Raw genomic sequence first — 14,153 nt, forward strand, 5'->3', positions numbered from 1 at the left:
GGCCTGGGAGAGTAGGTCGCCGCCGGATTATCTTTGAGCGCCCCGCCAGCATGGCGGGGCGCTTTTCGTTGTCGTGACGCTGTGGCGTTTGTGCGTGGGTGGGCGTGCGTCCTGCTCGTTCTGCGGGTCGGTCGGTCTCGGCCACGGTCCGTGGCGGTGTGGGGAGGTGCCCTGCCGTGGCGGGCGGTTCCGACGGCGGTGAGGCGCTACGGGCGCGCGGGTACCATGCGCGCGTGATCCACCTTCGGCTGACGGTGCCGCACCGCCTCGTGGACCCGGTCCTCGCGCTGCTGCAGGACGACGACGCGGTCGTGCACGTCGTGCGGCTGCCCGGCGTCGTGCTCGATCCGCCCGGGGACGCGATCTTCTGCGACGTCCCGAAGGAGCAGGCGTCGGTCGTGGTCCACGAGCTGCGCGAGCTCGGCCTGGCCGGGGAGGGCGGCATCGTCCTCGAGACCGGGGGCATCGACGTCGACGACCGGGCGGCCCGCGCGGAGCGTCGCGCGCCGGGTGCGCCCGCGGACGCCGTGCTGTGGGAGGACGTCGAAGCGCAGAGCGGCGAGGCGGCGGAGGTCTCGTGGGCCTTCGTCCTGTTCATGGCGCTCGGCGCCGTGCTGGCCACCGTGGCGCTCGCCCAGAACAGCTCGGTCCTGATGGTCGGCGCCATGGTCGTCGGGCCCGAGTTCGGCCCGATCGCGGCCGCCTGCGTGGCGCTCGTCAACCGGCGCGGCCGTCTGGCCGCGCGCTCGGCTGCGGCGCTCGCCGTCGGGCTGCCGCTGGCGGTGCTCGTGGCGTACCTCGTGACGGTGTTCGGTCGCGCCGTCGGGCTGCTGCCGCAGCGCTTCGCCGGCGTGGCGCACGGGCTGGCGAGCACGATCGCCAGCCCCGACGGGTTCACCGTGCTCGTCGCGCTCGTCGCCGGCGCGGCCGGCCTGCTGTCCCTGACGACGGCCAAGTCGGGGGCGATCGTCGGCGTTCTCGTCAGCGTCACGACGCTGCCGGCGGCGGCCAACGTCGGCCTGGCGCTCGCGTACGGCGACGGGCACGGCGCGCTGGGGTCGCTCGCGCAGCTGGCGCTCAACGTCGCGATGATGTTCGTCGCCGGCGTGGCGACGCTGCTGGCGCAGCGGGCCGCCTACCGTCGCCGCCTGCACCGGGAGGCGCGGCGGGTGGGGTCCGCCGTCGCGGAGAAGCCGACGGCCTGACCGGCGTCGGGGCACCGGTGCCGCCTGCGGCGGGCGCGCGGTGCGGCGGTCGGCGGGACGGGGACCCACGACCGGCGGGACGCCGGCAACACGCAGGGGCGCCGCCGCGGGGCGTGGGCCGGCGACCCGTGGGCGCGTCGGCGGGGAGGCCCGCCGACGCGGAGCCGGCTAGCGGCTGGAGCCGAGCGAGGACCAGACGTCGATCTTCGTGCGCACGCGGGAGACGACGTCGTCGCAGACCTCGCTCGTGTGCGCGGAGCCGCCCAGATCGGCGGTCTTCACGCCGGCCGAGGCGCCCTCGAGCACGGCCTCGTAGATGGCGCGCGACGCCTGCTCGGCCGCCGCCACGCCGTGGATCTGCGCGCCGTAGTGCAGCACCGCCGCGTTGGCGAGCAGCATCGCCATCGGGTTGGCGACGTCCTTGCCCTGCAGCGCCGGGGCGGTCCCGTGCGGCGCCTCCGCCATCGCGACGCGCGGCGAGTAGTCCTCGTGGAACGCCAGCAGCGTGGACTCCGCGCCGGCGATGGAGCCGAAGAGGGGGAGGACCAGGTCGGAGAGGCAGTCGCCGTCGCGGTTGAGGGCGGGGATCACGAGCGGGCCGTCGGCGGCGCCGGAGACCAGGCCGGCGTAGAGGGCGTCGATGAGGACCGGCTGGTACTGGACGTCCTCGTTCAGGCCGGCGGCGCGATCCAGCTCCTCCTTCAGCATGCCCTCGTACACGGGGGAGACCGTCCACTTGGGTCCGCCGTAGACGCGAGCCCCCATGCTCTTCGCGGTGCGGAACGCGTACTCCGCCACCGCGCGGCACGTGGCGCGCGAGATCTTCTCGGTGCGGTAGGCGATCTCGTCCTCGCCGCCCTCGCCGCCCTCGCGCCACTGCTTGGCGCCGTAGGCGTCGTCCACGGCCATGCGGACGACGGAGATCGGGAAGTGGATGCCGGCGGCCGGCGTCACGCCCGGGATGCGGCGCCCGGTGCGGATGATGACCTTGCCGTCGACCTCCTCGCGGAGGATCCGGTTGGGGGAGCCGACGTCGTCCTTGCCCTCCGGCGTGACGGTGGCCGCCTTCACGCCCAGGCCGCTCTCGCGCATCGCGCGGGCGGCCTCGTGGACCACCTCGTTGCCGGTCTTGCGGCGGTTCTCGAGGGACAGGTCGTACCGCTCGAGGGTGAGGTCGAGCCCCAGCACCTCGGGATCCAGGACGCGGACGGCCTGGTCCAGCAGCTCCTGACCCGTCTCGTCGCCTTCGAGGATGGTGATGGTGAGGGAGTCGCTCATCGCCCTCCGAGGGTAGCGCCGTCGCGCGTGCCGCCGTCCCCGCGCGCATCGGCTCCCGACCGTTCGTCCGGGAGCGGGCGCGTCGGGTGGCGCGGGGCGCCGCTGGTACCCTCGGCAACGGTCCGTGGGCGGACGATCGCGGGCGTACGGCCCACGCTGGCGCCTCGACAGCGGACCGCACCCCCTCTATGGAGAAGTTCGTAATCGACGGCGGCCGCCCCCTGTCCGGGACGGTCCGCCCCGCCGGCAACAAGAACGGGGCCCTGCCGATCCTGGCGGCCTGCGTCCTCACGTCGGAGGACGTCGTCGTCCGCAACGTCCCGCGCATCCGCGACGTCGCCTCGATGATCAATCTGCTCGAGGGTCTCGGCGTCGCGGTGGAATGGCTCGACGACCACGCCGTGCGGCTGAACGCCGGCGCCCTCCGGGCCGAGGACGGCCTGCGCCGCGAGGACGCCGAGCGCATCCGCGCGTCGTTCCTGCTCGCCGGCCCGCTGCTCGCCCGCTTCGGCTCGTGCACGATGCCGCCCCCCGGCGGCGACGTCATCGGCCGCCGCCGCCTGGACCCGCACCTCGACGCCTTCCGCGCCCTCGGCGCCCGCCTCGAGCTGGGCCGCGACATCGAGATGAGCGCCCCGACCGGCGGCCTGCAGGCCGGCGAGATCTTCATGGACGAGCCGTCCGTGATGGGCACCGAGAACGCGTTGCTCGCCGCGGCGCTGACGCCGGGCTCCACGGTCATCGGCAACGCGGCCTGCGAGCCGCACGTCCAGGACCTCGCGCGGATGCTCGTCAAGATGGGCGCGACGATCGACGGGATCGGGTCGAACGTCCTGCGCGTGCAGGGCCGGGCCGAGCTCGGCGGCTGCGACCACACCGTCGGGCCCGACCACATCGAGATCGGCTCGTTCATGGCCCTCGCCGGCGTCACCGGCGGCGAGATGCGGATCACCGACGTCGACCCGGACGACCTGCGGATGATCCGCCTGGTCTTCGGGAAGCTCGGTCTGCACTCCGAGCTCGACGGCACGACCGTCGTCGTGCCCGGCGACCAGACGCTGCGCACCGCCAAGGACGTCGGCGAGCACAAGATGAAGGTCCAGGACGGCCCCTGGCCGGCGTTCCCCGCCGACCTGACGTCGATCGCCGTGGCCCTCGCGACGCAGGCGGACGGCTCCGTGCTGATCCACGAGTGGATGTTCGAGAACCGCCTGGTGTTCACGGACAAGCTCGTCGGGATGGGGGCGGACATCACGCTCTGCGACCCGCACCGCGCGATCGTCTCGGGCCCCTGTCGCCTGCACGGCGAGCGGATGACGTCGCCGGACATCCGCGCCGGCATGGCGCTGCTGATCGCCGCGCTGTGCGCCGACGGTCGGTCCGTCATCGGCAACGTCGACCAGATCGACCGCGGGTACGAGGCCATCGACGATCGTCTCCGCGCCCTCGGCGCCCAGATCGAGCGCGTGCCCGAGGACGCCCAGGTCGCGGTCGGCTGAGACGCGTCCACCGGCCCCGGCCGGACGGCGCGTCGGCCCCCGACCCGCGATGATGGCTGCGATGACGCTGCCCATCCCCAGCGGCACGCGCGACGTGCTGCCCGACGAGATGCGCGAGCGCCACGGCGTCGTGGCCGCGCTGCGCGACGTGTTCGACCAGCACGGCTACGGCGAGGTGGCCACCCCGGCCGTCGAGTACGCCAGCGTGCTCGAGCAGGCCGGCGTGGCGGCGCACGGCGACGCCGCGCGCCCGCGCTTCCGCACGGTCGACGAGAACGGCGAGACGCTCGTCCTGCGCTCCGACATGACGGTGCCGATCGCGCGCCTCGTCGGCTCGCGCTTCGCCGACGCGCCGACGCCGATCCGCCTGAGCTACCTGGCCCACTGCTACCGCGGCGTCGTGCCCGGGCGGGGCCAGGTGCGCGAGCTGCTGCAGGCCGGCATCGAGCTGTGCGGCGCCGAGGGTCCCGCGGGGACCGCCGAGGCGCTGACGGTGCTCGTCCGCGCCCTGCGCGCGATCGGCCTCGAGGGCGCCCGGGTGGCCGTCGGCGACGCGGCCCTGTTCCCCGCGCTGCTCGGGGGGGTCGGCGTCCACGGCCCCGCCCGCGACGAGATCCTGCACGAGCTCGCCACGCGCGACCTCGTCGGCCTGGACCGCGTCGTGCGCGCCGCGACCGACGGCGCGACGGCCGACCTGCTCGTCGACGTCGCCGGCCGCCGCGGCGGCCCCGAGCTGCTCGGCTCCCTGCCCGACGAGCGGGTCCGCGTGGCCGCGACCGGGCTGGTCCAGCTGCTCGACGGCCTCGACGAGGACGTCGCCTCGCACCTCATCCTCGACCTGGGCCTGACCCGCAAGCTCGGCTACTACACCGGCGCGGTGTTCGAGGTCTACGCCCCGGGGCTCGGGTACGCCATCGGCGGCGGCGGCCGCTACGACGACCTGCTCGGCCGCTTCGGCCGCCCGCTGCCCGCCGTCGGCTTCGCGCTCGACGTCGACGCGCTGCACACCGCCCTCGTCGGCACCTCGCGCGGCCGCTGGCGCGTCGCGCCCGGCGGGCTCGACGCCCAGGAGGAGGTCCGCCCGTGAACCGCTTCGGCCTCCGCATCGCCGTCCCGCGCGGCGTGATGCTCACGCCCACGCTCGACGCGCTGGACCGCGTCGGGATCGACACGAGCGAGGTGCGCGCGAACGACCGCAAGCTGCTCTTCGAGGACGCCGGCATCGTGACGATGCGGCCGTCCGACGTGGCGACGTACGTCGAGAGCGGCGCCGCCGACGTCGGGGTCACCGGCAAGGACGTGCTCATGGAGCAGCACACCCGCGACGTGGTGGAGCTCGCCGACCTGGGCTACGGCCCGTGCCGGATGGTGCTCGCCTCGATCGCCGGCGACCCGGACCCCGCCGAGGTCGCGCTCCGCCGCCTGGGCGTCATGCGCGTGGCGACGAAGTACGTCGCCATCGCCACCCGGTACCTGGAGGCGACCGGCCGGCAGGCGGAGATCGTCGAGGTCAAGGGCTCCGTCGAGCTGGCCCCGCTGACGGGCATGGTCGACGCGATCGTCGACCTGACCGCGACCGGGACGACCCTGCGCGAGAACGGGCTCGTCGTGCGCGAGGAGATCGCCACGTCGACCGCCCGGCTGATCGCCAACCCCGCGGCGCACCGCCTGAAGGCGGCCGCCGTCGACGAGCTGCGGGAGGCCGTCCTTGCCGGTTGAGCGGCTGCGGATCGCCGAGGCGGACGGCGCGCGCGAGATCGCGCGGCGCGTCCGGGCGCTCGTCCCGGGCGGCGCGAGCGTCGCCGACGGCGTCGCACGCCTGATCGCCGACGTCCGGGAGCGCGGGGACGCCGCGCTGCTCGAGCACGTCGCGCGCTTCGACCGCCCGACCGGCACGCCGGCGGGCGAGCTCGTGGTCCCGGACGCCGAGCTCGACGCCGCGGTCGCGGCGCTCGATCCGGACCTGCGCGCCGCCCTCGAGCTGGCGATCGACAACGTCGCGGCGGTCTCGCGCGCCACGGTGCACGAGGACCGCGACGTCGCGCTCCCGCAGGGGCAGCGGGTCCGGGTCCGCGAGGTGCCGGTGCGCCGCGCCGCCGTCTACGCGCCCGGCGGCCGCGCCCCGTACCCCTCCACCGTGATCATGGGCGTCGTCGCCGCCCGCGCCGCCGGCGTCGACGAGGTCGTCGTCGCGAGCCCGTCGGACGACCCGGTGCTGCGCGCCGCCGCGCGGCTGGCCGGCGCCGACCGGGTGCTCCGCATGGGCGGCGCGCACGGCGTCGCGGCCCTGGCCCTGGGCACGGAGACCGTCGACCGCGTCGACGTCGTCGTGGGCCCGGGCAACCTGTGGGTGCAGGAGGCCAAGCGCCAGCTCGGCGGCGTCGTCGGCATCGACGGCTTCGCCGGGCCGAGCGACCTGCTCGTCCTGGCCGACGGCGCGGCCGACCCGCGCCTGGTCGCGCTCGACCTGGGCGCCCAGGCCGAGCACGGCGACGGCTCGCTCGTGGTGCTCGTCACCGACGACGAGGCGCTCGAGACCGCGGTCCGCGAGGCGCTCGTCGCCGGGGTCGGCGGCGGCGCGCCCGCGGACGCCACGGGTGCCGCGTACGCCACCGTCCTCGCGCCCGACCCCCTGACCGGCCTGGCCGTCGCGGAGGCGTTCGCCCCCGAGCACCTCGAGCTCGTCGGCCCGACGGTCGAGCCGCTGGCGCCCCAGGTGCGCAGCGCCGGCTGCGTCTTCGTCGGCGCCGCCGCCGCGACCGCCTTCGGCGACTACGTGGCCGGCTCGAACCACACGCTGCCCACCGACGGGGCCGCGCGCTTCGCGTCGACGCTGTCCGCCCGCACCTTCCGCCGGACGATGAACGAGGTGCACCTGGGGGACGCCGCCGACGCGCTGGCGGGCCCGGGCGGCGCGATCGCCGACGCGGAGGGGTTCGTCGTGCACGCGGCGTCGATGCGCGCCCGGCAGAATGGGGCGGACCGATGAGCCGCACCGCCGAGATCCAGCGCTCCACCGGCGAGACCCGCATCGAGCTCGAGCTCGACCTCGACGGGACCGGCACGGGCACCCGCGCGACCGGGGTCGGCTTCTTCGACCACCTGCTCGAGCTCTTCACCCGGCACGCGAACGTCGACCTGAAGGTCGGCGCCGAGGGCGACCTGCAGACCGGCAGCCACCACACCGTCGAGGACACCGGCCTGGTCCTGGGCCAGGCGATCTTCGCGGCGCTCGGCGACCGCCAGGGCATCCGGCGCTACGGCTCGGCCACCGTGCCGATGGACGAGGCGCGGGCGAGCTGCCACATCGACCTGTCCGGCCGCCCGTTCGTCGTCTTCGACGACCGCGGCCTGCTGCCGCCCGGCGTCACCGGCGGCTTCGAGCACGAGCTGCTCGAGGAGTTCGTCCGCGCCGTCGCGGCGACGTCGCGCTCCACGATCCACCTGGAGATCGAGCGCGGGCGCGGCGCGCACCACATGATCGAGGCGGGCATCAAGGCGTTCGCTCGCGCGCTCCGCGTGGCGGTGTCCGTCGACCCGGACCAGCGCGGCGTGCCGTCCACGAAGGGGACGCTCACGGAATGACCGGCGCGTCCGACGCGGGGACCGCGGCACGCGCCGCAGCGGGGGACGAGCGTCCAGCCGTGCGCATCGCCGTCGTCGACTACGGCATGGGCAACCGGCGCAGCGTCGAGAAGGCGCTGCAGCACGCGGGCGTCGACGCCGTCGTCACCGCCGACGCGGACGAGCTCCGCGCCGCGGACGGGCTGGTGCTGTGCGGCGTCGGCGCGTTCCCGGCGGGCGCCCAGCGCCTGCGCGAGACCGGCCTGGGCGACCTGGTGCGCGAGCGCGTCGACGCGGGCACCCCGCTGCTCGGCGTCTGCCTGGGCATGCAGCTGCTCTTCGAGGGCTCGGACGAGCGCGGCGGCGACGAGGGCCTCGGGCTGCTCCCGGGCCGCGTGCAGCGGCTCGAGGCCGGCGACGGCCTGAAGCTGCCCCACATCGGCTGGAACCTCGTGACGTGGGCCGCGGGCACGACCTCGCCGCTGCGGGCCGGCCTGCCCGACCGGACCGCCTTCTACCACGTGCACTCGTACGTGGCGCGCCCCGAGGACGAGGCCGACGTCGTCGCCTGGGGCGAGTACGGCACCCGCTTCGCCACCGCCGTGAGCCGCGGCCACGTGCACGGCGCCCAGTTCCATCCCGAGAAGTCCTCGACGGACGGCCTGCGCCTGCTGCGCGGCTTCGCCGAGGCCTGTACGAGGTAACGCCAACGTGATCCTGTACCCCGCCATCGACATCCTCGAGGGACAGGCCGTGCGCCTGGTCCGCGGCGACTTCGACGAGAGCACGGTCTACCGCGACAGCCCGCTCGAGGCGGCGCGGTCCTGGGTCGAGGCGGGCGCCCGCTTCCTGCACCTCGTCGACCTGGACGGCGCCAAGAACGGCGAGCCGGCCCACCTCGACGAGCTCGCGCGCATCACGGAGGAGCTCGACGTGCCCGTGCAGTGGGGCGGTGGGCTGCGCTCGATCGAGGCCGTCCGCGAGGCGCTGCGCGCCGGCGCCGAGCGGGTCATCCTCGGCACCGCCGCCATCGACGACCCCGACTTCCTCGACTCCGTCCTGGGCGCCCACCGCGACCGCGTGATCGTGTCCGTCGACACCCGTGGCGGCAAGGTCGCCACGAAGGGCTGGGTCGAGACGACCGGCATCGACGGCACCGAGGCCATCAAGCGCCTGCAGCAGCGCGGCGTGCGCCGGTTCGTCTACACGAACGCCGACCGCGACGGCCTGGAGCAGGGGCCGGACATGGACGAGGTGCGCCGCGTGGCGCAGGCCGTCCGCGGGTCGTGGATCTTCTCCGGCGGCATCGGCACGACCGAGCACCTGCGGGAGCTGGCGAACGCCCGCCTGGTCAACCTGGGCGGCGTCATCACCGGCAAGGCGCTGTACGAGAAGCGCTTCACCATCGCGGAGGGCCACGCCGCCCTCCAGGTCCGCTAGGCGGCCGGGCGGCCAGCGATGCACCTCAAGCGCGTCATCCCCTGCCTGGACGTCGACGGCGGCCGGGTGGTGAAGGGCACGAACTTCGTCGGGCTGCGCGACGCGGGAGATCCCGTCGAGCTGGCGGCGCGCTACGACGCCGAGGGCGCCGACGAGCTGGTCTTCCTCGACATCACCGCCACGAGCGACGCCCGCGAGACGATCGTCGACCTGGCGCGCCGCACCGCCGACGAGGTCTTCGTCCCGTTCACGATCGGCGGCGGCATCCGCTCGGTCGCCGACGCGCAGGCCGTGCTCGACGCCGGCGCCGACAAGGTCGCCGTCAACTCCGCGGCGGTGAAGCGCCCCGAGCTGCTGACCGAGCTCGCCGACCGCTTCGGCGCGCAGTGCGTCGTCCTGGCGATCGACGCCAAGGGCGTGCCCGCACCCGTCGAGGGCGACCCGTGGGAGGTCTTCGTCGCCGGCGGCCGCACCCCGACCGGCCGCGGGGCGGTCGCGTGGGCGCGCGAGGCCGTCGAGCGCGGCGCGGGGGAGATCCTGCTGACGTCGATGGACGGCGACGGCACGACGTCCGGCTACGAGCTCGGGCTCACCCGGGCGGTCGCCGAGGCGGTCCCCGTCCCCGTCATCGCCTCCGGCGGCGCCGGCACGCTCGACCACCTGGTCGAGGCGCTCGACGCGGGGGCCGACGCCGCCCTCGCCGCGTCGATCTTCCACTTCGGCACGTACTCCATCGCGCAGGCGAAGGAGCGCATCGCCGCTGCGGGCATCCCGGTGCGGCCGATCACGCCGGCCGCCTGAGCGGCCGTGGGGCGCCGCCGCGGCGCCCCACGAAGCCGGGGGCGCCCCGCGGCCGGTCGCCCGGGCCGGCGCCCGCGACCGCCTTCGGCGGGGCGCGGCGCGGCGGCTCGGGGTCGCCGGCTCAGCCGCGCCGGGCGGCCTTCGCGCGGCGCAGCGAGCGCACGTCCCGGCGCGCCTGGGCCGACGGCACCAGGTGGTACAGGCTGGTGTACGTGTTGACGTACAGGCGCCGGCCGTCCGAGATGCCGGGGTCGAACGCGCCAGAGCGGTGCGTGTAGACCAGCGCGCCGTCGCGGGCGCGGCGGATGCCGAGCGCCTTGCGGCCCAGGTTGGCGTACATGACCAGGTCGCCCACCACGGTCACCCCGCCCGAGATCTTGCCGCCGAGATCGCGGCTCCAGCGGCTGCGCCCCGACCGGGCGTCGAGGGCGTAGAGGGTGCCGCCGTACGAGCCGACGAACACCGTGGCGCCCTTGCCGCGCACCGGCGCGACCGCCGGCGCCGAGTACACGTAGCCGTCCGTGCGGCGACGCCACGCGATCCGGCCGGTGCGCTCGCCGACCGCGGACACGGAGCGGTCCACGCTGCCCACGAACACGCGGCCGTACGCGACCGAGGGGGTGCTGTAGAGGCGGCCGCCGACCGTCGTCACCCAGCGCTTGCGGCCGCTCGACAGCCAGATCGCGTGCAGACGGCCCCCGTAGTCGCCGACGAACAGGGTGTTGCCGTCGCGGGCGACCGCGGCCTTCACCGGCGCGCCCGCGCGGTAGCGCCACGCGACGCGGCCCGACGCCCGGCCGACCGCCAGGACGTCGCCGTCCTCGGTGCCGAAGATCACCTGATCCTTCGTCAGCAGCGGCGAGGACTCCGAGCGGCCGGCCAGGCGCAGGCGCCAGCGGACGTGGCCGTTGCGGCTGCGCAGCGCGACGAGCTGCCCGCCCCTCGCGCCGCGGCCGCGCTTGAGGACCGTCGCGTACACCCGGCCGTCGCCGCAGGCGGGGGAGGAGGCCGCCAGGCGGCCGACCCGCCGCGACCAGACGGTCCGGCCCGTCCGGCGGTCGACCGCGCGGAGGATGCCGTCGTTGCGCAGCAGGAACAGCCGGTCGCCGCACAGCACCGGCGGGAACTCGAGCAGCACCCGGCCCGTGTTCCCCCACCGCTCGCGCAGCGGCGGGCGGATCGGCGCGGCGCCGGCGAACGGCAGGTAGCGGGTGCGCTGGGCGTTCCCGCCGTACATCGGCCAGTCCGCCCCGTCGTCGTACGTGTCGCGCGCGTCGACCGGCGCCCGCTGCGCGGTCGTCGTCTCGGGCGCCGCCGCGTCGAACTCCACGTCCGGGTTGGAGATCTCGCTCGGCCCCCGCAGGCGGTGCCAGGCCGCGAGGCCGCCGACGAGCAGGGCGACGAGGACGAGCACGCCCGCGCACCCGAAGAGGGCACGCGGACGCCGCGGGCGGTTCAGCGGGAGGCCGGCCATCGGGACAGGGTACGGTCCGGGGACGTGCTAGCCCGCCGTTCCTCCGCCCCGACGCCCGCCGACGCCGTCGACGCGCTGCGGCGCCTGCCGGCGGCGCGCCGGCTGCTCGAGGCCGCCGCGGGCCGGGAGGACGTGTGGGTCGTCGGCGGCGCGGTCCGCGACCTGCTGCTCGGGCGCGCGCCGCACGAGCTCGACGTCGTCGTCGTCGGGCCGCCCGACGACCTGCTGCCGCGCCTGGGGCCGGTCGTCGCCCGCCACGAGCGCTTCGGCACCGCCACGGTCGAGGCGCAGCCCGGGGTCCGCTACGACGTCGCCCGCGCGCGGCGCGAGACGTACCCGCGGCCCGGGGCGCTCCCCGAGGTCGCGTGGGTCGGGGCGATCGAGGACGACCTGGGCCGGCGGGACGTGTCCGTCAACGCGATCGCCGTCCGGCCGGCCGACGGAACGTGGGCGGCGGTGCCGGGCGCGCTGGACGACCTGCGCGCCGGCGTGCTGCGCGTCCTGCACGACGCGTCCTTCCGTGACGACCCCACCCGCGTGTGGCGCGTCGCCCGGTACGCCGGTCGCCTGGGCTTCGCCGTCGGGTCCCGCACCCGCGAGCTGGCGGGCGCCGCCGACCCGTTCGCGATCTCGGGCGCGCGCCACGGCAGCGAGCTGCGCCTCGCGCTGCGCGAGCCCGACCCCGAGCGCGTGCTGGCCACCCTGCAGGGGCTGAACGCGCGCTTCCTGCCGCCGGGCTTCGACCCCGCGCCGCGCGGGGTGGACGAGGCGCTCGCGCTGCTGCCCGTCGGCGCCCGCGCCGACCTCGTGCGCCTGGCCGCCTGCTGCGCCGCCGTCGCGCTGCCGCACCTGCTCCCGTGGCTGCAGGACCTGGGGTTCACGGCGGCGGAGCGCGAGATCGTCGGGGCCGGCTCGCGCGCCGTCACCGGGTCGCCGCTGCGGGCCGCGCGCACGCCCGCCGAGATCCACCGCGCGGCGTCGGGCGCGCCCGACGAGGTCGTCGCCCTGGCCGGCGGCCCGAACGCGCGCCGCTGGTTCGACGGCCTGCGCGACGTCCGCCTGACCATCGACGGCAACGACCTGCGCCGCGCCGGCGTGCCGGCCGGGCCCGCGCTCGGGGCGCGGCTGCGGCGGGCGCTCGACGCCAAGCTCGACGGCCGCCTGGACCCGGCGCTCCCCGCGCCCGAGGCGGAGCTGGCGGCCGCGCTCGCCGACGGGCCGGAGGACGCCGCGCCGACGTCAGGCCCGGCGCCGGGCGGCGCCACCGCGGGCGCGGCGACGGCACCGGCCGGGCCGGCGCGCGATGCTTCACGCCCCGGCACCCGGCCGGGAGCACCGGACGGCACGGAGGGGACACGTGGTTGAGCTGATCGAACGGATCGACCCGCGCGCGGTGGCGACGCGCCTGGAGGAGGTGCGCGGACGCATCGCCGCCGCCTGCGCCCGCGCGGACCGCGACCCCGCCGAGGTGGACGTCCTCGTCGCGACGAAGTACCTCGTCGCCGACCAGGTGCCGCTGCTCGCCGACGCCGGCGTCCGCATCGCCGGCGAGAACCGCGTCCAGTCCCTCGTCGAGAAGGTCGCGCTCCCTGGCGCCGAGCGGCTGCGCTGGGAGTTCATCGGCCACCTGCAGTCGCGGAAGGTGCCCGACGTGCTGCCGCACGTCTCGCGCATCCACTCCGTCTGCAGCGACAGCGTGCTGGCGCGCCTGGAGCGCCACCGCGACCTCGCGCGGCCCGAGCTGGACGTCCTGATCGAGGTGAACGTCAGCGGCGAGGACGCCAAGAGCGGCATCGCCCCGGACGCGCTCGACGACGTCATCGCCCGCTGCCCCGTCCCCGTCGCGGGCCTGATGACGATGCCGCCGGCGGCGTCGACCCCCGAGGACAGCCGCCGCTGGTTCGCGATGCTGCGCGACCTCGCCGCGGTCCGCGACCTGCGGGTCCTGTCCATGGGCACCACCCAGGACTTCGAGGTGGCCGTCGAGGAGGGCGCCACCGTCGTCCGCCTGGGGTCCGTCCTGCTCCGCTGACCGTCCACCCCGGGCCCCGGCACCGGCGGCCCCGCCCACGGGTTCGCGACCGCGGGAAGGAACCGGGGCGCCGTGGGAGAATCACTGGCCGTCATGGCCTTCCGCGACGCTTGGCACAAGGTGCTCGTGTACTTCGCTCTCGCCGAGGAGCGCGATCCGTACGACGACGCCTACGACGACGAACCGGAGTACGACGACCGGCGTCCGCGCGAGCGCGTCCGGGAGCCCGTGCCCGAGGTGACGCCCGTGCGCCGCATCGACCGCGCACGCCGGCGGCGGGAGGACTTCGACGACATCTTCAGCGGCGACGACCCCGCCCCGCGCGGCGGCTCGCACCTGCGGCCCGTCGGCGGCGGCGCCGCGGCGCGCCAGGCCCCCCGCGACGTGCGCGTGCACCTCGTGCTGCCCAAGTCGTTCAACGACGCGCAGCAGATCGCGGACCGCTTCAAGGACGGCATCCCCGTCGTCATCAACCTGCAGACCTCGGACACCGACCTGGCCAAGCGGCTGATCGACTTCGCGTCCGGCCTGACCTACGCCCTCGACGGCGGCATGCAGCGGATCGCCGACAAGGTCTTCATGCTCACGCCCGCCAACGTGTCGATCTCGGCCGAGGAGCGCGCGCAGCTGATCGAGAAGGGCTTCTTCAACCAGAGCTGAGGGGATGGGGCCGGGTCCCGCCCCGAGCGTCGCGGGTTCGGTGCGTGGTTCGGGGTGGCGGGGCTCGGGGCACCCGGAGGGGGCCGGGTCCCGCCCCGAGCGTCGCGGGTTCGGTGCGTGGTTCGGGGTGGCGGGGCTCGGGGCACCCGGATGGGGCCGGGTCCCGCCCCGAGCGTCTTGGGTTCGGGGCGCGGTCGGGG

At 76.0% G+C, this 14,153-nt stretch carries 14 protein-coding genes; 12 read left to right on the plus strand and 2 right to left on the minus strand.

Annotated elements, in window-relative coordinates:
* Nucleotides 1–233: 233 nt before the first annotated feature.
* Nucleotides 234–1,205 carry a DUF389 domain-containing protein gene (locus tag J3P29_RS20720; RefSeq protein ID WP_210493042.1) on the plus strand — a complete coding sequence of 324 codons (972 nt, stop codon included), beginning with the start codon at nt 234–236 and terminating at the stop codon, nt 1,203–1,205.
* A 168-nt stretch (nt 1,206–1,373) separates the two neighbouring features.
* Here the strand turns inward: J3P29_RS20720 and J3P29_RS09380 are convergent, their stop codons facing one another.
* Entirely contained in the window at nt 1,374–2,483 is a 1,110-nt protein-coding gene (locus J3P29_RS09380; RefSeq protein WP_210493043.1) for an isocitrate/isopropylmalate family dehydrogenase, read from the minus strand.
* 188 nt (nt 2,484–2,671) lie between these two features.
* On the opposite strand from J3P29_RS09380, the gene murA reads away from it, so the two are divergent.
* The 8 genes from murA to hisF all read left to right on the plus strand — a co-directional run bounded on the left by murA (nt 2,672) and on the right by hisF (nt 9,787).
* Entirely contained in the window at nt 2,672–3,982 is a 1,311-nt protein-coding gene (gene murA, locus J3P29_RS09385) for a UDP-N-acetylglucosamine 1-carboxyvinyltransferase (protein ID WP_210493044.1), read from the plus strand.
* Nucleotides 3,983–4,043: 61 nt separating this feature from the next.
* Entirely contained in the window at nt 4,044–5,069 is a 1,026-nt protein-coding gene (locus tag J3P29_RS09390; RefSeq protein WP_210493045.1) for an ATP phosphoribosyltransferase regulatory subunit, read from the plus strand.
* The gene (gene hisG, locus J3P29_RS09395) at nt 5,066–5,701 is read left to right on the plus strand and encodes an ATP phosphoribosyltransferase (RefSeq protein WP_210493047.1); all 636 of its coding nucleotides are present in this window, start codon (nt 5,066–5,068) and stop codon (nt 5,699–5,701) included. The genes J3P29_RS09390 and hisG overlap by 4 nt, the downstream gene beginning before the upstream one ends.
* Entirely contained in the window at nt 5,691–6,971 is a 1,281-nt protein-coding gene (hisD, locus tag J3P29_RS09400) for a histidinol dehydrogenase (RefSeq protein WP_210493048.1), read from the plus strand. Before hisG ends, hisD begins: the two co-directional genes overlap by 11 nt.
* Nucleotides 6,968–7,567, plus strand: a complete 600-nt coding sequence (gene hisB, locus J3P29_RS09405; RefSeq protein ID WP_210493049.1) for an imidazoleglycerol-phosphate dehydratase HisB — start codon at nt 6,968–6,970, stop codon at nt 7,565–7,567. Before hisD ends, hisB begins: the two co-directional genes overlap by 4 nt.
* A gap of 59 nt (nt 7,568–7,626) precedes the next feature.
* Nucleotides 7,627–8,250 (plus strand): imidazole glycerol phosphate synthase subunit HisH, encoded by a 624-nt coding sequence (gene hisH, locus J3P29_RS09410; protein ID WP_349239810.1) that lies wholly within the window; start codon nt 7,627–7,629, stop codon nt 8,248–8,250.
* 7 nt (nt 8,251–8,257) lie between these two features.
* Nucleotides 8,258–8,986, plus strand: coding sequence for a 1-(5-phosphoribosyl)-5-[(5-phosphoribosylamino)methylideneamino]imidazole-4-carboxamide isomerase (hisA, locus tag J3P29_RS09415; protein WP_210493052.1), 729 nt, complete (start codon nt 8,258–8,260; stop codon nt 8,984–8,986).
* A gap of 18 nt (nt 8,987–9,004) precedes the next feature.
* Nucleotides 9,005–9,787 (plus strand): imidazole glycerol phosphate synthase subunit HisF, encoded by a 783-nt coding sequence (gene hisF / locus J3P29_RS09420; RefSeq protein WP_210493053.1) that lies wholly within the window; start codon nt 9,005–9,007, stop codon nt 9,785–9,787.
* Between the two features lie 121 nt (nt 9,788–9,908).
* On the opposite strand, the gene J3P29_RS09425 is transcribed toward hisF, so the two are convergent.
* Entirely contained in the window at nt 9,909–11,261 is a 1,353-nt protein-coding gene (locus tag J3P29_RS09425; RefSeq protein WP_210493054.1) for a PQQ-binding-like beta-propeller repeat protein, read from the minus strand.
* Between the two features lie 24 nt (nt 11,262–11,285).
* On the opposite strand from J3P29_RS09425, the gene J3P29_RS09430 reads away from it, so the two are divergent.
* The 3 genes from J3P29_RS09430 (at nt 11,286) to J3P29_RS09440 (ending at nt 13,953) form a co-directional block, all read left to right on the plus strand.
* A complete protein-coding gene (locus tag J3P29_RS09430; protein WP_210493055.1) occupies nt 11,286–12,626 on the plus strand; it encodes a CCA tRNA nucleotidyltransferase in 1,341 nt (446 codons plus the stop codon).
* Nucleotides 12,619–13,293 (plus strand): YggS family pyridoxal phosphate-dependent enzyme, encoded by a 675-nt coding sequence (locus J3P29_RS09435; protein ID WP_210493057.1) that lies wholly within the window; start codon nt 12,619–12,621, stop codon nt 13,291–13,293. The genes J3P29_RS09430 and J3P29_RS09435 overlap by 8 nt, the downstream gene beginning before the upstream one ends.
* Nucleotides 13,294–13,365: 72 nt before the next feature.
* On the plus strand, nt 13,366–13,953 hold the full coding sequence (locus tag J3P29_RS09440; protein WP_349239811.1) for a cell division protein SepF: 588 nt from the start codon (nt 13,366–13,368) through the stop codon (nt 13,951–13,953).
* Nucleotides 13,954–14,153 lie beyond the last annotated feature (200 nt).

It is taken from the genome of Patulibacter sp. SYSU D01012, assembly GCF_017916475.1.
GTDB lineage: Bacteria > Actinomycetota > Thermoleophilia > Solirubrobacterales > Solirubrobacteraceae > Patulibacter.